Below are 22,004 nucleotides of genomic sequence, written 5' to 3'. Positions count from 1 at the left end.
CGCCGCGTCCAGCACCGCCCGGGCCAGCTCCGGCCCGGTCGCGCCCTCCGGCAGCTCCGCGGCCGGCTCACCGTCCGCCGTCTTTCCGGGGGTACGCGCGTCGCGTCCCGGCCCCAGCCGGGCCGGCGGGAGCCGCACCTCGTCATCCGACACGTCGCACCGTCCCCTCCGCGACCGCGTAGCGGGCGCCACGCAGCGTGGCCGGCACGTCGTCGTCCACGGCACAGGTCACCAGGAGCTGGCTGGCGCCGCCGACCAGCTCGGCCAGCCGTTCCCGCCGGCCGGCGTCCAGCTCGGCGAAGACGTCGTCCAGCACCAGCACCGGCTCGATCCCGTCCGCCCGCAGCAGGTCGTAGCCGGCCAGCCGCAACGCCAGCGCGTACGACCAGGACTCGCCGTGGCTGGCGTACCCCTTGGCCGGCAGCGGGCCCAGGGTGAGGGCCAGGTCGTCGCGGTGCGGGCCGACGAGCGTGGTGCCGCGCTCGATCTCGGCGGACCGGTTCGCGGCGAGCGCGGCGCCGAGCGCCTCGGCCAGCACCGCCCGGTCGGCCGTCGGCTCGGGCAGCTCGACCGACGGCCGGTACGCGATCCCGGCCGCGCCCCGGCCGGCGGCCACCGCGTCGTACGCCTTGGCCACGTGCGGGGCGAGCGCGGCGACCAGCTCCAGCCGACCGGCGAGGAGATCGGCTCCGTGCTGCGCCAGGTGGGCGTCCCACACGGCGAGGGTGGACAGGTCGCCGCCACGCGTGCCGCCGGTCTTGCGGGCCAGGTACGACGTCCGCAGCAGCGCGTTGCGTTGCTTGACCACCCGCTCGTAGTCGGCGCGTACCCCGGCGTAGCGGGGTTGCCGGGTGACCAGGAGGTCGTCCAGGTACCGGCGACGTTCGGCCGGGTCACCGCGGACCAGCTCCAGATCCTCCGGCGCGAAGAGCACCAGGCGCAGCGCGCCCAGCACGTCCCGGGCGCGGCGGGCCGGGGAGCGACCGAGCCGGGCCCGGTTGGCCTTGCCCGGGACGATCTCCAGCTCGACGAGCAGCTCCCGGCCGTCGTGCACCACCGCGCAGCGGATCACCGCCGAGGTGGCGCCCATGCGTACCAGCGGGGCGTCCGTGGCGACCCGGTGCGAGTCCAGGGTCGCCACGTAACCCAGCGCCTCGACCAGGTTGGTCTTGCCGACGCCGTTGGCGCCGACGAGCACGTTCGGACCCGGCTCCAGGTCGACGCCGACCCGCTCGTAGGAGCGGAAGTCGACCAGTTCGAGCCGGCGGACGTACACAGGTGCGTGGATTCCGGTCAGCGCTTGTGGACGGCGTGACCGCCGAACTGCTGGCGCAGCGCGGCGACGGCCTTCATGGCGGGCGAGTCGTCCTGCCGCGACGCGAACCGGGCGAACAACGAGGCGGTGATGACGTTGAGCGGGACGGCCAGCCGGACCGCCTCGTCGACCGTCCACCGGCCCTCGCCGGTGTCCTCGGTGTAGCCGCTCAGCTCGGCCAGCTCCGGGTCCTCGTCGAGCGCCCGGTCGAGCAGGTCGAGCAGCCAGGACCGGACGACCGTGCCCTCCCGCCAGGACTTGAACACGCCGGGGACGTTGGTCACCAGCTCGGAGGCGCTGAGCAGCTCGTAGCCCTCGGCGTAGGCGTGCATCAGGCCGTACTCGATGCCGTTGTGCACCATCTTGGCGTAGTGGCCGGCACCGACCGGACCGGCGTGCACGAAACCGAACTCGCCCTCGGGCTTGAGCGCCTCGAAGATCGGCATGAGCCGCTCGACGTGCTCCTGGGCGCCGCCGACCATCAGGCCGTAGCCGTTCTGCCGGCCCCAGACGCCCCCGGAGACGCCCACGTCGACGTAGCCGATGCCCTGCTCGTTCAGCCGCTCCGCGCGCGGGGCGTCGTCGCTGAACCGGGAGTTGCCGCCGTCGATAATGATGTCGCCCTCGCCGAGCACGTCGGCGAGTTCGTCGATGGTGGCGTCGGTGACGCCGGCGGGGACCATCACCCAGATCGCACGCGGCGAGTCGAGCTTCTCGGCCAGCTCCGCGAGGCTCGCGGCATCGCTGAGCTCCGGGTTGCGGTCGAAGCCGACCACCTCGTGCCCGGCGGCGCGCAACCGTTCGCGCATGTTGCCGCCCATCCGGCCGAGTCCTACCAGGCCGAGCTGCATCTGCTCCTACCTCCGTACGTCAGGGTCGTGCTGCCTGCGATCAGCGGGACACGCGGATCGGCATGATGAGGTACCGGTACCCCGGGATGACCTCGCCATCCTCGCCGGCCGGGGAAATGACCGCGGGCTTGAACGCGTCGACGAACCGCAGCAGGGCGTGCTGGGCGCCCAGGTTGTTCAGGCCGTCGATCAGGTACTGCGGGTTGAAGCCGATGGTGAGCGGGTCGCCGCTGAAGGTGGCCTCCATGGCCTCGCTGGCCCGGGCCTCCTCGGTACCGCCGGCCTCCACCACGAGCCCGTCGGAGCTGAAGCTGAGCAGCACCGGGGTGGTGCGCTCGGCGACCAGCGCGACCCGCTTGACCACCTCGATGAGGGTGGCGACCGGTACCCGGGCCTCGGCGTTGTGGTCGGCCGGGAACAGCGACCGCACCGGCGGGTAGTTGGCGCCGTCGAGCAGCCGGCTGGTGGTCCGGCGGGTGCCGCCGGAGAAGCCGATCATGCCCTCGCCGGCGCCGCCGGCGGAGAGCGCCATGGTGACGTGCCCGCCGAGCGGGCCGAGCGCCTTGGCGGTGTCGTGCAGCGTGCGGGCCGGAACCAGCGCGTTGAGGCTGATCTCCGGGTCGTCCGGGTTCCACTCCATCTCGCGCAGCGCGAGGCGGTAGCGGTCGGTGGCGAGCATCGCCATGGTGCCGCCGGACAGCTCGATCCGGACCCCGGTCATCATCGGCAGCGTCTCGTCGCGGCCGGCGGCCACGGCGACCTGGGCCACCGCGGCGGCGAAGGCGGCGGCGTCGACGGTGCCGGCGCTCTCCGGCATCTCCGGCAGGGTCGGGTAGTCCTCCACCGGCATGGTCGGCAGGGTGAACCGGGCGCTGCCGCAGACCAGCTCCAGGTGGGCGCCGACGGCGGCGATGTCCACCGGCTTGGCCGGCAGGGCCTTGGTGATCTCGGCGAGCAGTCGACCGGAGACGAGGGCGGCGCCGTCCGCGTCACCCTGCACCTCGACGGTCACCTGGCTGGAGACCTCGTAGTCGAAGCCGGAGACCTGGAGGTTGCCGTCGGTCACCCGGAGCATCACCCCGGCCAGCACCGGTACGGAGGGTCGGTTGGGCAGGCTCTTGGCGGTCCACGCGACCGCCTCGGCGAGCGCGTCGCGCTCCACTCGGAACTTCATCAATGCCTCCGCGTCGACGTCAGCGACAACTCTCTCATGCCGACCGCTGCCACCCGTCCCGCCCGACCGTGCGGGTACCCATCGCACCTTAGGGCGCGTGGGCATCGGCTGTGCGCCCGACCCCGTGGATCCAGGTGCCCGGGCGACTGCCGGCGGCAGTGCTCCGGCCCGATCCACAGGAAGTCCAACGGTGATGATTGGTTTTTGTTGTTTAGAAGAGATAACTCATCGTCTTCATCGCACCTGTGCAAACTGTGGAGAACCCGCGTCCGCGCAGGTCAGACAGGTTATCTACAGGTGGTTTCGCTGTGGAGAACCAGGGGTACAACCCGTGTTGCGGTCCACAGCCGTCGCCGGCTGCCGGGTTTTCCACGGCTGTCCACCGGTTGTCCACCGGTAATCCACCGGGTTTCTCCCCAAGGCTGTGGACACCGCCGACCCGGTCGACCGGCGTCATCCCCAGAACCTTCAACAGGCCGCCCACAGGCGGACCGTCGTCGGTGGACAACGGAGCCGTCGTCCCCAGGCGTCCACAGCGTCGTCCCCAGGAGTTGTCCACAGTCTGTGGGTAACCGGCCAAGTGCACAGGGTGGTTTTCCACCGCCTGTGACACAGGGGGTGTGGACAACCGGCACGACATGTGGACAAGCACGACGCCGATCCTGATCCCTCCACAGGGTCGAGGGTCAATCCCGGCGGCCTCCGGTCCCGAACTTCTCCGACCCTCGGAACGGAGAAGCCCGACCGGAGGTGCCGGTCGGGCTCGGTGGTGCGGTGCGCCTGGGGTGGGGGAGGTCAGGTGTTCTGCTTGATGCGGTTGGTCAGCTCGGCGATCTGGTTGTAGAGCGAGCGCCGCTCCGCCATCTGCTGACGGATCTTGCGATCGGCGTGCATGACCGTGGTGTGGTCCCGTCCCCCGAACGCCTGGCCGATCCGCGGCAGCGACAGGTCGGTCAGCTCACGGCACAGGTACATGGCCACCTGCCGGGCGTTGACGAGCACCCGGGACCGGGAGTGGCCCCGCAGGTCCTCCAGGCTCACCCCGAAGTACTCGGAGGTGGACGCCATGATCTGGTCGGCGTTGATCTCCGGCCCGGCGCCGTCCGGCATGAAGTCCCGCAGCACCTCCTCGGCCAGCGACAGCTCGACCGAGGATCGGGTGAGGCTGGCGAACGCGGTGACCCGGATCAGCGCGCCCTCCAGTTCCCGGATCGAGTTCGACACCCGGGACGCGATGAACTCCAGCACGTCCGGCGGGGCGTACATCCGCTCCTGCGCCGCCTTCTTCTGCAGGATCGCGATCCGCGTCTCCAGGTCCGGCGGCTGGATGTCGGCCAGCAGCCCCCACTCGAACCGGGTCCGCATCCGGTCCTCCAGCGTGGCGAGCTGGCGTGGCGACCGGTCGGAGGTGATCACGATCTGCTTGTTGGCGTTGTGCAGCGTGTTGAAGGTGTGGAAGAACTCCTCCTGCGTGCGCTCCCGGTTCTCCAGGAACTGGATGTCGTCGATCAGGAGGATGTCCACGTCCCGGTAGCGGCGCTGGAACGCGCTGGTCTTGTCGTCGCGCAGCGAGTTGATGAAGTCGTTGGTGAACTCCTCGGTCGAGACGTACCGGACCGAGCGGGCGTTGCCCAACGTGGTGGCGTAGTGCCCGATGGCGTGCAGCAGGTGGGTCTTGCCCAGCCCGGAGTGGCCGTAGATGAACAGCGGGTTGTACGCCTTGGCCGGCGACTCGGCCACCGCCACGCTCGCCGCGTGGGCGAACCGGTTCGACGAGCCGATGACGAACGTCTCGAACATGTACTTCGGGTTGAGCCGGTTGCCGCCGCTCTCCGCGCCACCGGGCAGCCGCCGGTCGGCCTGGCCGCCGGGGCGGTGGTGGTCGGCGCCGCCGCGACCCGGACCGTTGTCCGTCGCGCCGTCGCGGGGCAGGCCACGCATCGGGGGGGAGTCGACAGGTCCGGGGGCCTCCCGGTAGCGGGGCTCGTACCCGCCGGCGTCGGGGGCGGCCGGCTCGACGCGGGGACGCTCGTCGTAGGAGCGGCGTTCCGGCGCGGCCCGCAGCGGCTCGGCGAACGCGGCGCCGAACAACGTGTCCTGCCCGTCGCGGCCGGCCGGGATCAGCTGGGGTCGCCCGCCGTCGGCGGTCCGCTGCCGGGGGGCGGGCTCGTCCCCCGGCAGCTCCGGCCGCGTCTCGGCGTACCCGGGCTCCTGGCGGGGCGCGGGGAAGGCCGGTGCGGTCGGCTGCTCGAAACCGGGAAGCAGGCCCGCGGGGGCGTCCGGCTCGGTGAGCGGCTCCGGAGCGCTGCGGTACACGGTGCCGGCCGGACGTCCGGCCGGGTCTTCGGCGACCCGCACCGTGACCGCCACCTGGATCGGCCGGCCGAGTCGACGGCTCAACGCCTCCGTGATGGCGGGGCGGAGACGGGACTCGATCACGTCCCGGGTGAAGGCGTCCGGAACGGAGAGCAGTGCGGTGTCCTCGACGATCGCCCGGAGCCGGGTGAGCCGGAGGTACGCCCGCTGCTGCGCGGAGATGATCTCGTCGGCGAGTTCCTCGGTGGTCGCCGTCCACACCGCGGCGAGGTCGTTCGCTCCGGTCACCGTCGTGCCACCCCCTCGCCTGATCCTCACGCCCGCCCGGACGGCTGACCGGTCGTCATCCACAAGTTATCCACAGCCTGTGTGTACCGACCGATTGTGGCCGCCCACCGGACGCGGGTCGGACCTGCCCCCCTGATTCGCGGAGGCGCTGAAGCGGGTTCACCGTGCCGAACGATTCAACAGCTTGTCCGGTCTTGCCGGTCGGCGACAAACTCGGACCCCCGACGCCGACCGCAATCGCGCACGCTAACAGCGGGGACCCCACACCATCAACCGCCGACACCCGGGCGGCCTTGGCAACATCAGTGAAAACCGCCCCTTCGGTCGCCATCCCGGCGCAGGTCGGAGCCCGAGTGTGACGTTTGACGGTCATTGCGCCCCTGCGTAGGCTGGAGCGGCTGCTCTCTCGCCCTCTGCTAGGGTGATGGATGCTTGCTGTCCGTGGCGGTCCCCTCGCACCACCGGGGGTCGCGTCACCGGGCAGCGCCGATCGGAGGTCACCGCCGAGGTGATCTGGACCAGCACACGACCCCGGGCGATCCGCCGCGCGGGGCGTACGACAACGGAGAGCCTGACGTGAGCAAGCGCACCTACCAGCCGAACAACCGCCGGCGCGCGAAGACCCACGGCTTCCGGCTGCGCATGCGCACCCGTGCCGGCCGCGCCATCATCTCGACCCGTCGCGCCAAGGGCCGCACCCGCCTGTCGGCCTGAGGCCGACCGGTCCGGTCCGGGGACGTGGGCAGTCGTGCTGACCGCCGCGCAGCGACTGCGGCGCAGTAGCGACTTCGCCGCAGCGGTTCGCGGTGGCCGACGCGTCGGCCGTGGCGCCGTCGTGGTCCACCTGACCCTTCCCGAGCCGACCGGCCCCACCGGGACCACCTCGCCGGAGCCGGCGCGGAGCAGCGGTGCGGAGATCTCCGCACCCCGCCGCGCCGGCTTCGTCGTGTCCAAGGCCGTCGGCGGCGCGGTGGTCCGCAACACGGTTCGCCGCCGGCTCCGGCACCTGGTCCGGGAACGTCTGACCGAGCTGCCCGCCGGCACCACCCTGGTGGTACGCGCCCTGCCCTCGGCCGCCGACGCCACGTACGCCCGGCTCGGGGCCGACCTGGACGCCGCCCTCGCCGCCGCGCGGTCGCCCCGGGGACGGCGGTCGCGGTGACCGGCGCTCCCCCGACCTCGTCGCCGACTACCGGTGCCCGCATGCTGCTGGCGCCCATCATCGCGTACCGTCGGTGGATAAGTCCGGCACTGCCGGCCCGCTGCCGGTTCTACCCGTCGTGCAGTGCCTATGCCGTGGAGGCGGTGTCCCGGCACGGTGCGCTGCGGGGGGCCTGGCTGACGGTCCGGCGGCTGTCGCGCTGCCACCCCTTTCACCCAGGTGGTCACGACCCGGTGCCGGAGCCGGGCGATCGCCGCCGTGCCGACGTGACTGGAGCCTGAGAATTGAGTCTCGACTGGATCTACTACGCGATCTCGTGGATCCTGCTGACCTGGCACTCGGCCTGGGACGCCATCGGGGTGCCCGTCGGCGCGGTGATCGGCACGAACTGGGCCTGGATCCTCGCCATCATCTTCCTCGTGGTGACGGTCCGGGTGATCCTGTTCCCGGTCTTCGTCAAGCAGATCAAGTCGCAGCGTGCCATGCAGGCGCTCCAGCCCAAGGTGAAGGAGCTCCAGGAGAAGCACAAGGGTGACCGGGAGACGCTCCAGAAGGAGATGATGGAGCTCTATCGGAAGGAAAAGGCCAACCCGCTGATGGGCTGCCTTCCGATGTTCCTCCAGATCCCGGTCTTCCTGGGCCTGTTCCACACGCTGAAGCGGCTCAACCCCGACAACCCGGGCAAGACCCTGTACGGCTGGACCGTCGAGCAGTTCAACAGCGCGTCCAACGCGAGCCTCTTCACCGCCCCGATCTCCGGGAAGTTCGGCTCGACCGCCGAGGAGCTGTCCCGGCTCGGTGCGAACACCGGCACGGTCAAGGTGGTCGCCGGCATCCTGGTGCTCATCATGATCACCACTACCTACCTGACCAGCCGGCAGATGATCCTCAAGACCGGCTGGGCCGAGGACCCGCAGCAGCGGATGGTGCAGCGCCTGATGCTCTACGGCATCCCGCTGTCCCTACTGGTCTCGGGCGCGATCTTCCCGATCGGCGTGATCATCTACTGGGTCACCAACAACCTGTTCACGCTGGGCCAGCAGCAGTGGGTGCTGCGGAAGTTCCCGCCGCTGGTGCCGCCGAAGAAGAACGCCAGCCCGGGCAAGGGCCCCGTTCAGCCGGCCAAGACCGGTGGTCTGCTCGGCCGCAAGACCGTCCAGCCCGCGGCCAAGGCGCCGGCCGCCGCGCCGAAGGTGGCCGGTCCGAAGCCGGGCGCCAAGCCGGTCAACCCGAAGAAGGGCGCCGGCCGGCCCGCCAAGCGTCAGGGCTGAGCCCCACCGGGCCACCGCCACCCGGCGGTGGCCCGTCCGGTCACCGAGCTGCCACCGAGGGGTCGGCGCCGGGACGGAACCGCCGCGCGCCGCGCGGCCGCGGGCGAAACTGGCCCGTACAGACGTGCCCGAGGGCACCCGGCGAACCTCCCGCCGGCCCCCGGGAGACCAGCGGACCCCGACGGTCCGGCCGAGCGAGTACGGAGATGAGACCGTGACCGACACCAGCATCCCCAGCGCCGACCAGTCCCTGGACGAGGAGGCCCCCGCGGCCGCCACCGAGACCGAGGAGGGCGCGGCGGAGACCCGGGAGAAGAAGTCCCCGGCCGACAGCGACCTGTTCCGACAGAGCGAGATCGCCGCCGACTACGTCGAGGGCCTGCTGGACATCCTCGACTACGACGGCGACATCGACGAGCTGGTCTCCGGTGGCCGCCCGGTCGTCGAGGTGGTCGGTGGCCGCCTGCAGAACCTGGTCGGCCAGCGCGGTGCCACTCTCGAGGCGCTCCAGGAGCTGACCCGCCTGGCGGTGTTCCGGCAGACCGGTACGCCGAGCCGACTGCTGCTCGACGTCGGCGGCTACCGCGCCGCCCGGCGCAAGGAGCTGGCCGCGGTGGCCAAGAACGCGGTCGAGAAGGTCAAGGAGCACGGCGAGTCGGTGCGCCTGGAGCCGATGTCCGCGTTCGAGCGCAAGTGCGTCCACGACGTGGTGAACGCGATGACCGGCGTGGAGAGCGAGTCCGAGGGTGTCGAGCCGAACCGGCGCATCGTCGTCCGGCCGGTGGCGGACTGAGGCAGTGGTCTCCGACGACACGACGGCTGACGCCGTGGCCGGCCCGGGCGGTACGCCGCCCGGGCCGTCCGCTGCGCGGCCCGACCCCAGCGCCGATCCGGTCTTCTCCGACGGGGACCGGTCGGCCGACGCGGCGTACCCGCCCGCCGCGCCGGTCGAGCCCACCTTCTCCGGTGGGCCGGCGGAGACGAGCGACGCCGTGGCCACCGATCCCGCGGCCGACGTGACGCCGGCCTTCTCCGGCGAACCGCCTGTCGACGCGGCAGCGGAACCCCCGTCCGGTCCGGTCGGCCCGGTCTTCGCCGATCCCGCGGAGTCCCCGGTGGACGGTGCGGACGCCGTCCCCGTCGAGTCCGCGCCCGACCCGGCGGCGGCCACCCTGCCACCCGAGCTGGCGGAGGCGGCCCGGGCGCTCTTCGGCGAGCGTCTCGACCTCGCCGCGGCGTATGCCGAGCTGCTGGCCACGGAGGGGGTGGTGCGTGGTCTGATCGGCCCGCGCGAGGCGCCCCGGCTGTGGGAGCGGCACCTGCTCAACTGTGCGGTCGTGGCGGAACGGATCCCGGAGGGAGCCAGCGTGATCGACGTCGGCTCCGGGGCCGGGTTGCCGGGTCTGGTGCTGGCCATCGCGCGTCCCGACCTCACCGTCACTCTGGTCGAACCGCTCGCCCGGCGGGTGTCGTTCCTGATCGAGGCGGTGCAGCGGCTCGGCCTCACCCGGTCCGTTCGGGTGTTCCGGGGACGGGCCGAGGAGGCGGCGGCCGGGTCGCGGGACCGGGATCCGTTGGCCGCCGACATCGTCACCGCCCGCGCGGTCGCCGCGCTGGACCGGCTCGCCGCCTGGTGCCTGCCGTTGACGGTGCCGGGTGGTCGGCTCCTGGCGCTCAAGGGCGCCTCGGCGGCGGACGAGATCTCCGAGCACACCGAGGCGGTGGTCCGCCTGGGCGGCGGGACGCCCGAACTCCACAGATGCGGCACCGGCGTGGTCGAGCCGGCGACGATCGTGGTCGAGGTGGTCCGGGAGCGCGTGGTCAACCCGCCGCGCGCGAAGAAGCCGAAGCGGTCGCGCGGTGGTCGCAACCGCGGTGGTCGCAACCGGGATCGCTGACCCGGCTCAGCTTTCCCGGCGCCCGCCCGGTCGTTGGACCGGGTGGGCGTGACCTGATCGATCGCAACCCGACGTGGACCCGCCGCGCCCGTCGGCCGTAGGCTGACCGCGCGTCGATAGTGTGGAGTGGCGGTGCCGGGCGGCACCCGACCCGACTGCTCCCACCGGGCCGGTGACGTCGCGCGAAGCGCGAGGCCTGATTGACGGGTGCGGACCGACCATCCGGAGCGGGTAGGGATGACAGGTGCATGACGACGGCAGGTATGACGACCCACGGCTGACCGGGCCCGACGGGGGACCCACCGGCGATCCCGTTTCACGTGAAACCAGCTACCAGGAGTGGGTGGTGGGCGATCCCCAGGACGCGGCACCGCATCGTCCCGTCGACCCGACGCCGCGACGGGACGCCACTGGCGCCGGCGCCGTACGCCCGGTGTCGTCCGTGCCGGCCAACGTGCCGCCGGCCCGCGACCCGCTGGATCCGAGCGAGGGCCCGGTGAACGCACCGACCCCGCGTCCGGCGGTCGCCCGGGCGAACGCGGTGGTGCCGGGACGGTTCGAGCCCCAACCGCCGGTGTCCGCCGTACCGCACCAGCCCACCCCGGACACCGCCCCGGTGTCGGCCGCGCCGGCCGACACGCCACCGGCTGCGGGGTACGGGGACGAGACCGGAGCCACCACGTACGTTTCACGTGAAACCCCGACGCGCGAAGAGGATGACCCACCGTTGGCTATGGAGGCGATGCGCGCCGTGCAGATCCTGAATCCCAGTGGCGAGGTCACCATGCCGCGCCCCGACCGGACCCGGGTGATGTGCGTCGCCAACCAGAAGGGTGGCGTGGGTAAGACCACCACCACCGTGAACTTGGCGGTGGCGCTCGCGCTGCACGGGAACCGGGTGCTCGTGGTCGACCTCGACCCGCAGGGCAACGCGTCCACCGGTCTCAACGTGCCCCACCACACGGGCGTGCCGGACGTCTACGACTGCCTCATCGACAGCGTGCCGCTGGAGGAGGTGGCCCAGGCGGTGGAAGGCATCCCCAACCTGTGGTGCGTGCCGGCCACCATAGACCTGGCGGGTGCCGAGATCGAGCTGGTGTCGGTCGTCGCCCGCGAGTCCCGCCTGGCGCGGGCCATCGCCGCGTACCCCGGCCACTTCGACTACGTCTTCATCGACTGCCCGCCCTCGCTCGGCCTGCTGACGGTCAACGCGCTGGTGGCCGCGCAGGAGGTGCTGATCCCCATTCAGTGCGAGTACTACGCGCTGGAAGGGCTCAACCAGCTCATCAACAACATCAACCTGGTACGCCAGCACCTGAACCCGCAGCTCGAGGTCTCCACCATCCTGCTGACCATGTACGACCGGCGTACCCGGCTGGCCGACGCGGTGGAGCAGGACGTCCGGAACCACTTCGGCGACAAGGTGCTTCAGGCCGTCATCCCCCGGAACGTGCGCGTCTCCGAGGCGCCGAGCTACGGCCAGTCGGTGATGACCTACGATCCCGGATCGCGGGGGGCCACGAGCTACTTCGAGGCCGCCCAGGAAATCGCCGAGCGAGGCGTCAAGGAGCCGGTGAGCCGGAATGCGTAGTGCGGAGATGTCGCTGGGAGGCGTCGCATGAAGAACCGTCCCCGCGGCGGTCTGGGCCGAGGGCTCGGCGCCCTCATCCCCACCGGGCCGGTAGCCACCCCGGAAGGCGGCGAATCGCCGGCGGTGGCCCCCGCGCCGGTGGCCCCCGCCACCGGAACGGCAGCCATGACCGGAGGGAGCGGCGGGACCACGTCTCCCGCCGCCGAGCCGGAGCCTCAGCTGAGCCCGGTTCCGGGTGCCCGCTTCGCCGAGATCCCGGTCGACTCGATCGTCCCCAACCCGAAGCAGCCACGGCATGTGTTCGACGAGGACGCGCTGGAGGAGCTGAAGACCTCGATCCAGGAGGTCGGCTTCCTCCAGCCGATCGTCGTGCGGCAGCTCGACCCGGACAAGTACGAACTCGTCATGGGCGAGCGGCGCTGGCGCGCCGCCCAGGCGGTCGGCCGGGAGAACATCCCGGCGATCGTCCGGGAGACCAAGGACGACGCGATGCTCCGGGACGCGCTTCTGGAGAACATCCACCGCGCGAACCTGAACCCGCTCGAAGAGGCGGCCGCGTACCAGCAACTGCTGGAGGAGTTCGGCGCCACCCACGAGGAACTGGCCCGGCGGATCGGCCGCAGCCGTCCGCAGATCTCCAACACGATCCGGCTGATGAACCTGCCGGCCGCCGTGCAGCGGAGGGTTGCCGCGGGCGTGCTCTCGGCGGGTCACGCCCGGGCGCTGCTCAGCCTGGAGGACGCCGAGGCCCAGGAGCATCTCGCCACCCGGATCGTCGCCGAGGGCATCTCCGTGCGCGGCACCGAGGAACTGGTGGCGCTGGCGCTCGCGGACGGACCGGCGAAGGCGCCGGCGGCGAAGCGGCGGACCAAGCCGCACGCCCCGGCGCTCTCCGATCTCGCCGACCGCCTCTCGGACCGGTTCGACACCCGGGTGAAGGTCGACATCGGCCGCAGCAAGGGCAAGATCACGATTGAGTTCGCGACCGTCGACGATCTGGAGCGGATCGTCGGCATCATCGGCGTGGGCCAGGAAGAGCAACCCGGCGACTGAGTTCCGGCCCTGAGGCGTTCCCGGCCGCACCGCCCGTGAGGGGGTGCGGCCGGGAACGTTCGGGCAGGGGCCTCCGGTGCGCCGGTCCGCCTCCCTCGGGCCTCCGTCTCCGGCGATCGTCTCGGGTACGGCGGTCAGGTGCACGGCGTACCCCCGGACCTGGGTGCCGATGGACGGTTTCACGTGAAACGGCCGCCCCTCGGACGTGAAACGCGGGCCGCCGGAGGCGCAGGTGAAGCGACCGCATCGGCCAGCCGTCGCCCGGGCCCCAGCCGGTGAGGTCCCCGACCACCCGCACGATGCCCTGGCGACCGGTGCGACCGCGACGGCACGCGACGACTGAACGGGTGTCGTCGGCGGCGAGCGGCGGGTTCATCCGAGGCGCAGGCGAGGTGTATCCATCCGAGACCCGGGGCGGTGTCACTACCCTCGTCGGCGCCCGCCGGAGCCACGGGGCGTGGGGTGCCCCCTCCCGCGGGCGGGGCGTACCGTCCGCCGGGGCCTTCCACGTGATCCGGTGCGCCCCGTGCCTGCTGCCCCTGCGGTCGACAAGCCGCCTCAACATCGATCAAGGAGTTTGCGTCCGGTTCCGCCCCGGCGCCGACACTAACTCCTTGATCAACGACGCGACTGGCGCGACCGCCGCGGGCACGACCGGGACAGGCACGACCGGGGCAGGCACGAGGATTACCGGCACGATGGCCGCGGGCACCACGGTTACCGGCACGACCACTCCTGGCACGACCGTCGCGGGCACGAGCGCGACTGGCGCGAGCGCGACTGGCACGAGCGCGACTGGCACGACCGGTCCTCGGCGCGACCGGTCCTCGGCGCGACCGCGATCGGCAAGACGATCTCCGGTGCGACCGCGACCCGCACGACCGTCTTCGACCCGACCGCCACCGACCCGGTTGTCCTTGACCCGACCGCCCGGCCCCGCCACCACGGGATCGGCCACCACGCGCCACCACCGGTCGGGCGCCGGCTGTCATCGGCCAGCACCGCCGACTGTCGTCAGTCGTTGCCGCCGTAGACACATCCGCCGGTCCTGTTGCCTTCATTTCCAGCCCGCTGAGCCGTCAGCTGGCGGGCGAGATCGCCGGGCTGTAGGCCGGGAGAGGCTGCCGCGCCGAGACGACCTTCCTGAGGCCCTCAGGCCGCCGTTTCACGTGAAACGGCACTCGCCGCCGAACACCGGCTCCGTTGGGGGGAGATCCACGCCCGGTGGAAGATCGCGGCGTGCGATCCACACGGACAGACAAGATCAGCGACCAAGCCGGTTTCACGTGCAACCGACTCCGCGAGCGGCGATCACCGACGGCGGGACACCGGGACCGCCCGAGTCGCGCCCGCCCCCGTTTCCGCGCCGACGACCCGGCACGGATCGATGCGTCGCTCGTTGAGAAGGGAGGGCCGGAGATCGGAACGATCTCCCTCAGTTATCCACAGCGGTTGTCCACAGGCTCGTCTCGTTTCACGTGAAACACGACGCGGAAACCGTTGCTGAGCTGTGGATGACGGTGTGTGGTGGTGATCTCGCCACCCTGTGGACAACGCAGTGGACAAGCGCTGTGGATCGTCGTCGGCCCACCGGCTGCCGGACGGAAACGGGTAGGGACAGGCGTCCCCAACTCGGTTAGGGTCAGCGTCGTGCAGGACACCCCTCCCTCAGTCCCGGACTTCACCCAGTGGCCCTCCTTCCCCTTCGAAGGCGATCTCCGCGTCAAGCAGCTCGACGATCCCGTAGCGGTCGAGCCTCCCCGCCGCGGGGAGGCCGACCGCGAGTGCACCGCCTGCAACGCGCCCGACGAGGCGTACATCTGGGTCGGTGAGCGGTGGCGGGTGCGCGCCATGGACCGGCCCACCGGGTTGCCGATGGTGCTGATCCTGGAGTCCCGGTCCCACCTCGACCTGGGCGACCTGCCGAACCTGCTCGCCGCCGAGCTGGGTGTGATGACCGTCCGCCTGGAGCGGGCCGTCCGCTCACTGGACGGGGTCGCCCGGGTGCACGTCAACCGGTGGGGCGACGGCTCGGCGCACCTGCACATGTGGTTCCTGGCCCGGCCGTACGGGCGGCTGCAACTGCGGGGCACGTTCCTGTCCCTGTGGGACTCGATCCTGCCGCCGATCTCCGAGGAGCAGTGGCGGGAGAACCTCGCCATGGTCGCCGCGTGGCTCGCCGAGTTCGGTGGCCGTCCGCTCGCGGAGCCGCCGCGCATCCGGTGGGAGGCGCCGTCCACCCTCTCACCGTCGCCCGCCAGCGCGCCGGAGGAGACCGAGGAGGAGTCCGCGTCGGTGATCGAGGCCGCGGACGAGATCCCGGAGTCGGAGGCGGTGGAGGAGCCCGAGGAGACGGACGCCACGGAGACGGACGACGGACCCGCCGATGCCGTGGAGGGCGGACGGCCCGTCGACGCCGAAGGCCACGAGGAACGCGGGAGCGGCGACGCCGATGCGGGCGACGAGCCCGAGAACGCCGCCGGAAGCGTCGTCACGGACGAGGCCGGGCGGCTCTCCGGAAACGGCGGGCGGGCGGCGTCGGAGCGTACGGCCGGCTGAGTCGGGTCAGCGGCGGCGGGCGGCGGCCCGGCTCACCAGCGTGCCGAGTACCCGGCCGAAGTCGAGCCCGGCCGCCTGGATGGCCAGCGGCAGCAACGACGTCTCGGTCATGCCCGGCGACACGTTGACCTCCAGCACGTGCGGCCGGCCCTCCGCGTCGACGATCAGGTCGACCCGCGAGAGGTCACGCAGACCGAGTGCGGTGTGCGCGGCGAGCGCCACCTCGGTCACCTGCGCGGTGGTCGCGGCGTCGAGTCGGGCGGGAGCGTGCCACGTGGTACGCCCCGCCGTGTAGCGGGCGGCGTAGTCGTAGACGCCGTTGCGGGGCACGATCTCCACCGGGGGCAGGGCACGCGGCCCCTCACCCAGGTCGAGCACGGAGACCGCGACGTCCATGCCGGGTACGTAGCGCTCCACCAGCGCCGTCTGGTCGTACGCGAAACAGCCGACCATCGCGGCCGGCAGCGACGCGGCCTCCCGGACCACGGCGGCGCCCAGGCCCGACCCGCCCTGCGCCGGCTTGACCATCAGCGGCAGCCCGAGGCGGTCGACGATCCGGTCCAGGACCGCCACCGCGCCCAACTCGGAGAACCGGTCGTGCGGCAGGGCCACCCAGTCGGGCGTGGGAATGCCCGCCTCGCGCAGCACGGCCTTGGCCGACGGCTTGTCCCAGGCGAGCCGGGAGGAGCGGGCGTCGCAGCCGACGTAGGGCACGTCGCAGAGGTCGAGGACGCCGCGCAACGAGCCGTCCTCGCCGGTGGCGCCGTGCAGGGCGATCACCACCGCGTCCGGCGGGTCGGCGGTCAGGGCGGGCAGCAGCGCGACGTCGGCGTCCCGTAGTTCCGCCTCCACGCCGACCGCGCGCAGCGCGTCGAGCACCCGGCGGCCCGACCGCAAGGAGACGTCCCGCTCGTAGGAGAGTCCGCCGGCGAGCACCAGCACCCGCAGCTCGTCGGAGGTGGGTCCGGTCACGGGAGTCGGTGCGGCAGGGCTGTCGGCCATGCGGGAATCATGCCAAGTCGGGGCCGGGCGCGTCCGAGCCGCCCCAGCGTCGGCGCGGGCCGGCGCCGCCGACCGCACCGAAGACCTTCCGCATCGCGATCTCCTGCTCCATCACGCCGGACAGCCGGCGGACGCCCTCCCGGATCCGCTCCGGCGACGGGAAGGAGAAGTTGAGCCGCATGTTCCCGGCACCCGTGCCGTCCGCGTAGAAGCCGGTACCCGGCACGTACGCGACGCGTGCGGCCACGGCACGCGGCATCATCGCCTTGGAGTCGAGGCCCTCGGGGAGGGTCGCCCAGACGAACAGGCCACCGGCCGGCGTGGTCCAGGTGGTGCCCTCGGGCATCAGGTCGGCCATCGCGTCGAGCAGCGCGTCCCGGCGCTCGCGGTAGACCTCGCGGTAGACCTTGAGCTGCTGCCGCCAGGGCATCGTGCCCAGGTAGGTCGAGACGGCCGCCTGGGCGTAGCCGCTGGGGCAGAGGATCTGCGCCTCGCTGGCGATGACCAGCTTGTCGCGGACCGCGTGCGGAGCGAGGATCCAGCCCACCCGCAGGCCGGGCGCGAACGTCTTGGAGAACGTGCTCAGGTAGAAGACCCCGTCGCGCCGCCGGGCCCGCAGCGGCCGGGGCGCCTCACCGGAGAAACCGAGCTGACCGTACGGGTCGTCCTCCACCACGAGCAGCCCGGCGCGCTCGCAGATGTCGAGCACCCGCTCGCGCCGCTCCTCGCTCAGGGTCACGCCGGTGGGGTTCTGGTAGGTCGGGATGGTGTAGAGGAACTTCACTCGTCGGCCGGCCCGGGCCAGGTCGGCGATGGCCACCTCCAGCGCCTCCGGGATGAGCCCGTCGTCATCCATCGGCACGTGGGCCACCTGGGCCTGGGCGGCCTGGAACACCCCGAGTGCGCCGACGTACGTCGGGCCCTCGGCGAGCACCACGTCACCCGGGTCCAGGAAGAGGCGGGCCACCAGGTCGAGCGCCTGCTGACCGCCGACGGTCACCACCACGTCCTCCGGAGAGGCGCCGCAGGAGGCGTCGATCCCGGACAGGGACATCACCTCGCAGATCCGCTCGCGCAGTTCCGGGGTGCCCTGGCCGATGCCGTACTGGAGGGTGGTGGCGCCGTGCTCCGCGCCGAGCCGGCCGAGCATCTCGCCGACCGCGTCCAGCGGCAGCGCCGCGATGTAGGGAGCCCCACCGGCGAGCGAGACGACCTCCGGGCGGCTGGCGACCGCGAACAGTGCCCGGATCTCCGAGGCGGTCATTCCCCGGACGCGCCGGGCGTACCGGTCGGTGTAGTCGTCGAGCGTCGTGCCGGTCATGACATCACCTCGATCGGGTGTCGGCGGGGCTGCCGCCCGGTGTGGTACCCGCGATGCCGGCATCCATTGGCGGCGCACGCGGCCGGTTGGTCGATCGTAGTCCCTGGTGACCACCAGGGAACCCACCGTGTGGACACGTCCACATCCCGGACCTCGGGGTCCGCCGCCCGGGTGGGGGTTCGCGCGTCCTCTCCCGTACCGGCGTGCGGCGGCGTACGATCGCTCGTCGGGGGCAGGAAGGCTGCGGGACATCACGCAGGCCGACGCTCCGAGACTGTTGGTGGGGTGCGCTCATGTCGCGACGTCTGGTCAGCCTGACCCTGGACACCCTGGAGGACCTTCCCCGATCCTGCCGGCGGTGCGTCTACTGGGAGCTGGATCCGGTTTCCGCCGAGCGGGCCTGCAAGGCCGGCGACCCGGGCCTGGAGAAGGAGGCGTGGGTCTCCCAGACGCTGCTGGAGTGGGGCTCCTGCGGCAAGCTGGTCTACGTCGACGGCATGCCCGCCGGTTTCGTCATGTACGCCCCACCCGCGTACGTTCCGCGCTCGATGGCGTTTCCCACCTCGCCGGTCTCGGCGGACGCGGCGCTGCTGATGACGGCGCACGTGGTGCCCGCCTTCGCCGACGGCGGGCTGGGCCGGATGCTCGTCCAGGGCGTGGCCCGCGACCTCACCAAGCGCGGCATCAAGGCGATCGAGGCGTTCGGTGACGCCAAGTTCGGCGACGACGCGGACAGCCCGAACCGGGCCTGCCTCGCGCCCGCCGACTTCTTCCTCTCGGTGGGCTTCAAGACCGTCCGTCCCCACCCGCGCTATCCCCGGCTGCGGCTGGAGCTGCGGACGGCGCTGAGCTGGAAGTCCGACGTCGAGTACGCGCTGGAGAAGCTGCTCGGGTCGATGAGCCCGGAGACGCTGCTGCGGCCGGTGCGGCCGGCGCCGGCCACCCGCTCGACGAGCTGACGCCTCAGTCGACCACCGTGCCGGCGGCCACGATCGCCCGCAGCTCGCTCACGTCGATCGAGCCGGTCGGCACGTCCCGCTCGATCGGCAGATACATCCGCTGCACGCCGGCCACGATCGCCTCGACGACCCGGTCCCGGAAGCGGGGGTCGACCAGCCGGCCCAGGTCGTCCGGCGAGGTCAGGTAGCCCACCTCGACGCGGACCGCCGGCATCCGGGTGAGGCGCAGCAGCTCCCACGCCTTGGCGTGGGTGCGGCAGTCGCGCAGCCCGGTGCGGGCCACGATCTCCCGCTGCACCAGCCCGGCCAGGCGCTCCCCGGTGGCCGAGGTGACGCCGTTGTCGGTGCCGTAGTGGTAGGTCGCGACGCCGTCGGCCTCCGGGTTGGCGTGCCCGTCGACGTGCAGCGAGATGAACACGTCGGCGCCGAGGGAGTTGGCCAGCTGGGCGCGGTCCGCGTCGGGCAGGCAGGTCGCCGGTGACGGCCCACGGGTCAACTGCACCCGTACGCCGGCGGCGGCGAGCCGCCCCTCCAGGCGACTGGCCAGGTCGTGCACCAGGTCCGCCTCGGTCCAGCGCAGCGTGCCGTCCGGCACCACCACGCCGGGGTCGGTGCCGCCGTGTCCCGGGTCGATGACCACGGTCCGGCCGACGAGGGTCGGCCCGGCCTGCCGGATGGCGTCGGACTCGCGCAGCCACTGAGGGCGCCCGCCGACGACCTTGCGGCCGAGGCGGCGCAGCGCGTTGACGGTGTGTGGGCCGCACGAGCCGTCCGGCTTCAGCCCCATCTCGCGCTGGAACTGGGCCACCGCCCGGGAGGTGCGGATGCCGTAGATGGCGTCGGCCCGGCCCACGTCGTATCCCATCTCCAGCAGGCGTTCCTGGAGCGACCGGACGTCTTCGCCGGTCAGCGGCTCGGGCACGGCGTGGTAGAGGGCGCGGGCGCCGAACCGCCAGCGGGCCGCGTCCAGCGCCCGCCAGGTCTCCGCGCCCACCCGCCCGTCCACGCTGAGGCCGCGGGACTGCTGGAAGGCACGGACGGCGCGTTCCGTCTCGGTGTCGTAGTCGTCGTGGCCCGGGCCGTCCGCCGGGAGCAGTTCCAGACCGGCGAGGACGGTGCGGATCTCGGCCACCGCGGGGCCCCGGTCACCGGGTCGGATCGGACGCACGACGACCCCCTCTGCACGGACGTTGGCGGACCGGGAACTCCGACGGACGCTTACGGAGCGTACCGTGATCCGTTACCCTCCGGGTTCGTGTTCGCGCAGGTCAGGAAAGCCGGAAGCCCCGGCACCCGGGTGGGGTGACGGGGCTTCCGGCAGCGTCGGGTCGGGTCAGAGCGCCGACTCGATGAGTCGGACCAGCTCACCCTTGGGCTTGGCACCGGCGATCGACTGGACCGGCTCGCCGTTCTTGAAGATGGTCAGCGTCGGCACGGACATCACCCGGTAGGTGCGCGCCGTCTCGGGGTTCTCGTCGATGTTGAGCTTGACGATGGTGACCTGGTCAGCCATCTCGCCCGCGATCTCCTCCAGCAGCGGCGAGACCTTGCGGCACGGACCGCACCACTCCGCCCAGAAGTCGACCAGAACCGGCTTGTCGGACTTCAGCACGTCGCTCGCGAAGCTCGCGTCCGTGACCGCCTTGGTGGCTCCCACTATGAACCCCTCCTCCTCGTGAAAATTCTCAGCCCTGCAGGGTGGCGATGAAGCGCTCGGCGTCCAGCGCGGCGGCGCACCCGGTGCCGGCGGCCGTGATGGCCTGCCGGTAGGTGTGGTCGACCAGGTCGCCGGCGGCGAACACGCCCGGCACGTTCGTGCGGGTGCTCGGCGCCTGGACCTTCACGTAACCCTCGTCGTCCATCTCGACCTGGCCGCGGAACAGCTCGCTGCGCGGGTCGTGACCGATCGCCACGAAGACGCCCGTCACGTCGAGCACCTTGCTCTCGCCGGTGTGCACGTTGCGCACCCGTACGCCGCTGACCTTGCCGTCCTCGCCGAGGATCTCCTCGACGGTGGTGTTCCACTCGACCTTGATCTTCTCGTTGCCCAGCGCGCGCTCGGCCATGATCTTGCTGGCGCGGAACGAGTCGCGGCGGTGCAGGATCGTCACCGACTCGGCGAAACGGGTGAGGAAGCTCGCCTCCTCCATGGCCGAGTCGCCGCCGCCGACCACCACGATGTGCTGGTTGCGGAAGAAGAAGCCGTCACAGGTGGCACAGGACGAGACACCGTGGCCCAGGTACTCCTGCTCGCCCGGCACGCCCAGCGGACGCCACGCCGAGCCGGTGGAGAGGATGACGGCCCGGGCCCGGTAGGCGGTCTCGCCGACCCAGACGGTGCTCACCGCGTCGGAACCGATCTCGCCGGTGTCCTTCAGCTCGACCCGCGTCACGTCGTCGGTGAGGAACTCGGCGCCGAACCGCTCGGCCTGCTTGCGCATGTTGTCCATCAGCTCGGGGCCGAGGATGCCGTCGGCGAAGCCGGGGAAGTTCTCCACTTCGGTGGTGGTCATCAGCGCGCCACCGGACTGCACGCCCTCGATCACCAGCGGCTTGAGGTTGGCACGTGCGGCGTAGACCGCCGCGGTGTAACCGGCCGGCCCGGAGCCGATGATGATCAGGTTGCGGACCTCGTCCACTGCCGTCTCCCGATGTGTGTGTTCGTCACCGGCGCGCACCGATGTCGATCCCTAGTGCCGACGGCTCAGCGACGCCGGCGCATGACTTGCAGAACGCCATCGTACGAAGCGGGGATTCCCGAGCCGGTCATCCGGTGGGTCACGTCACGTGGCGGGACAGGCCCGGTGACCGCGGTTTCACCCTACCCGCGTACGGAAGCGGGTGTCCGCGCCGGACCCGGGTACGCCGCATTCCGGGCCGCTCACCCACCCCCATCGGGTGCCGTCGGCGTCGGCGAACGTCACCACCAGCGCCGGTGCGCCCTGGAAGCGGGCGTAGTCGACCACGTCGACGGCGAGGGGCGTGGCGCCGTGTTCGGCACCGATCGCGGTCAGGCAGGCGTCCAGCGCCTCGGGACGGGCGAGCCGGTCCAGCCCTCCGACGGCGCCGAGGCGGTTCTTGTCCGAGGCGAACGGCGTCTCCCGGCCGCCCTCCGCCGCGCCCGACGGACCGGCCATGTCCGGTCGCATCGACTTGGCGGAGGGGGCGGCCGCGGCGCCGGCCCGACTGCCGGCGAGGCGTTCCGGGGTCCAGTCCGTGCCGCTGCGCAGCGCCGGCCCGGTCG

Annotated in this window: 19 protein-coding genes and 1 pseudogene; 10 read left to right on the top strand and 10 right to left on the bottom strand. The window is 72.1% G+C overall.

Features of this window, described 5'->3' with window-relative positions; genetic code table 11:
* Positions 1 to 142 precede the first annotated feature (142 nt).
* The 4 genes from recF to dnaA all read right to left on the bottom strand — a co-directional run bounded on the left by recF (position 143) and on the right by dnaA (position 5,944).
* Positions 143 to 1,276 carry a DNA replication/repair protein RecF gene (gene recF, locus HUW36_RS07135; RefSeq protein WP_174527389.1) on the bottom strand — a complete coding sequence of 378 codons (1,134 nt, stop codon included), beginning with the start codon at positions 1,274 to 1,276 and terminating at the stop codon, positions 143 to 145.
* A 17-nt stretch (positions 1,277 to 1,293) separates the two neighbouring features.
* Positions 1,294 to 2,166 (bottom strand): phosphogluconate dehydrogenase (NAD(+)-dependent, decarboxylating), encoded by an 873-nt coding sequence (gene gnd / locus HUW36_RS07130; protein ID WP_174527388.1) that lies wholly within the window; start codon positions 2,164 to 2,166, stop codon positions 1,294 to 1,296.
* A 40-nt stretch (positions 2,167 to 2,206) separates the two neighbouring features.
* Positions 2,207 to 3,340, bottom strand: a complete 1,134-nt coding sequence (dnaN, locus tag HUW36_RS07125) for a DNA polymerase III subunit beta (protein ID WP_174527387.1) — start codon at positions 3,338 to 3,340, stop codon at positions 2,207 to 2,209.
* Positions 3,341 to 4,135: 795 nt separating this feature from the next.
* Positions 4,136 to 5,944, bottom strand: a complete 1,809-nt coding sequence (dnaA, locus tag HUW36_RS07120) for a chromosomal replication initiator protein DnaA (RefSeq protein WP_174527386.1) — start codon at positions 5,942 to 5,944, stop codon at positions 4,136 to 4,138.
* Between the two features lie 576 nt (positions 5,945 to 6,520).
* Here dnaA and rpmH point away from each other — a divergent pair.
* The 9 genes from rpmH to HUW36_RS07075 all read left to right on the top strand — a co-directional run bounded on the left by rpmH (position 6,521) and on the right by HUW36_RS07075 (position 15,478).
* Complete coding sequence (gene rpmH, locus HUW36_RS07115; protein WP_074478258.1) at positions 6,521 to 6,658, top strand: 50S ribosomal protein L34; 138 nt, start codon at positions 6,521 to 6,523, stop codon at positions 6,656 to 6,658.
* 34 nt (positions 6,659 to 6,692) lie between these two features.
* On the top strand, positions 6,693 to 7,106 hold the full coding sequence (gene rnpA / locus HUW36_RS07110; RefSeq protein ID WP_174527385.1) for a ribonuclease P protein component: 414 nt from the start codon (positions 6,693 to 6,695) through the stop codon (positions 7,104 to 7,106).
* A gap of 41 nt (positions 7,107 to 7,147) precedes the next feature.
* Positions 7,148 to 7,387, top strand: coding sequence for a membrane protein insertion efficiency factor YidD (yidD, locus tag HUW36_RS07105; protein WP_091567651.1), 240 nt, complete (start codon positions 7,148 to 7,150; stop codon positions 7,385 to 7,387).
* A 3-nt stretch (positions 7,388 to 7,390) separates the two neighbouring features.
* Positions 7,391 to 8,377, top strand: a complete 987-nt coding sequence (gene yidC / locus HUW36_RS07100; protein ID WP_174527384.1) for a membrane protein insertase YidC — start codon at positions 7,391 to 7,393, stop codon at positions 8,375 to 8,377.
* 214 nt (positions 8,378 to 8,591) lie between these two features.
* Complete coding sequence (locus HUW36_RS07095; RefSeq protein WP_174527383.1) at positions 8,592 to 9,170, top strand: Jag family protein; 579 nt, start codon at positions 8,592 to 8,594, stop codon at positions 9,168 to 9,170.
* 391 nt (positions 9,171 to 9,561) lie between these two features.
* Positions 9,562 to 10,275, top strand: a complete 714-nt coding sequence (gene rsmG / locus HUW36_RS07090) for a 16S rRNA (guanine(527)-N(7))-methyltransferase RsmG (RefSeq protein WP_425487220.1) — start codon at positions 9,562 to 9,564, stop codon at positions 10,273 to 10,275.
* A gap of 244 nt (positions 10,276 to 10,519) precedes the next feature.
* The gene (locus HUW36_RS34845; protein ID WP_281357497.1) at positions 10,520 to 11,866 is read left to right on the top strand and encodes a ParA family protein; all 1,347 of its coding nucleotides are present in this window, start codon (positions 10,520 to 10,522) and stop codon (positions 11,864 to 11,866) included.
* Between the two features lie 27 nt (positions 11,867 to 11,893).
* Positions 11,894 to 12,919: a ParB/RepB/Spo0J family partition protein gene (locus tag HUW36_RS07080; RefSeq protein ID WP_174527381.1), complete on the top strand. Its 1,026-nt coding sequence runs from the start codon at positions 11,894 to 11,896 to the stop codon at positions 12,917 to 12,919.
* 1,650 nt (positions 12,920 to 14,569) lie between these two features.
* Entirely contained in the window at positions 14,570 to 15,478 is a 909-nt protein-coding gene (locus HUW36_RS07075; protein WP_246247939.1) for a hypothetical protein, read from the top strand.
* 6 nt (positions 15,479 to 15,484) lie between these two features.
* On the opposite strand, the gene HUW36_RS07070 is transcribed toward HUW36_RS07075, so the two are convergent.
* Together HUW36_RS07070 and HUW36_RS07065 are read right to left on the bottom strand one after the other, a co-directional pair.
* Complete coding sequence (locus HUW36_RS07070) at positions 15,485 to 16,480, bottom strand: D-alanine--D-alanine ligase family protein (RefSeq protein WP_174527380.1); 996 nt, start codon at positions 16,478 to 16,480, stop codon at positions 15,485 to 15,487.
* A 7-nt stretch (positions 16,481 to 16,487) separates the two neighbouring features.
* Complete coding sequence (locus HUW36_RS07065; RefSeq protein ID WP_174527379.1) at positions 16,488 to 17,801, bottom strand: aminotransferase-like domain-containing protein; 1,314 nt, start codon at positions 17,799 to 17,801, stop codon at positions 16,488 to 16,490.
* Positions 17,802 to 18,094: 293 nt separating this feature from the next.
* Between HUW36_RS07065 and HUW36_RS07060 the strand changes: the two genes are divergently transcribed.
* Positions 18,095 to 18,760 carry a GNAT family N-acetyltransferase gene (locus tag HUW36_RS07060; protein WP_174527378.1) on the top strand — a complete coding sequence of 222 codons (666 nt, stop codon included), beginning with the start codon at positions 18,095 to 18,097 and terminating at the stop codon, positions 18,758 to 18,760.
* A gap of 4 nt (positions 18,761 to 18,764) precedes the next feature.
* On the opposite strand, the gene HUW36_RS07055 is transcribed toward HUW36_RS07060, so the two are convergent.
* From HUW36_RS07055 to HUW36_RS34385, 4 genes and pseudogenes are all read right to left on the bottom strand, one after another.
* Complete coding sequence (locus tag HUW36_RS07055; RefSeq protein WP_174527377.1) at positions 18,765 to 19,928, bottom strand: N-acetylmuramoyl-L-alanine amidase; 1,164 nt, start codon at positions 19,926 to 19,928, stop codon at positions 18,765 to 18,767.
* Between the two features lie 165 nt (positions 19,929 to 20,093).
* On the bottom strand, positions 20,094 to 20,417 hold the full coding sequence (gene trxA / locus HUW36_RS07050; protein WP_091567699.1) for a thioredoxin: 324 nt from the start codon (positions 20,415 to 20,417) through the stop codon (positions 20,094 to 20,096).
* Positions 20,418 to 20,445: 28 nt separating this feature from the next.
* Entirely contained in the window at positions 20,446 to 21,399 is a 954-nt protein-coding gene (trxB, locus tag HUW36_RS07045; RefSeq protein ID WP_091567702.1) for a thioredoxin-disulfide reductase, read from the bottom strand.
* Positions 21,400 to 21,576: 177 nt separating this feature from the next.
* Positions 21,577 to 22,004: pseudogene (locus tag HUW36_RS34385) on the bottom strand (hypothetical protein); the annotation flags it as partial.

The sequence above is a fragment of the Micromonospora maritima genome, assembly GCF_902825405.1.
In the GTDB taxonomy this organism is placed as follows: domain Bacteria; phylum Actinomycetota; class Actinomycetes; order Mycobacteriales; family Micromonosporaceae; genus Micromonospora; species Micromonospora maritima.
Note: the sequence above shows the minus strand (reverse complement) of the source record. Positions and strands in the feature narration are given on the sequence as shown.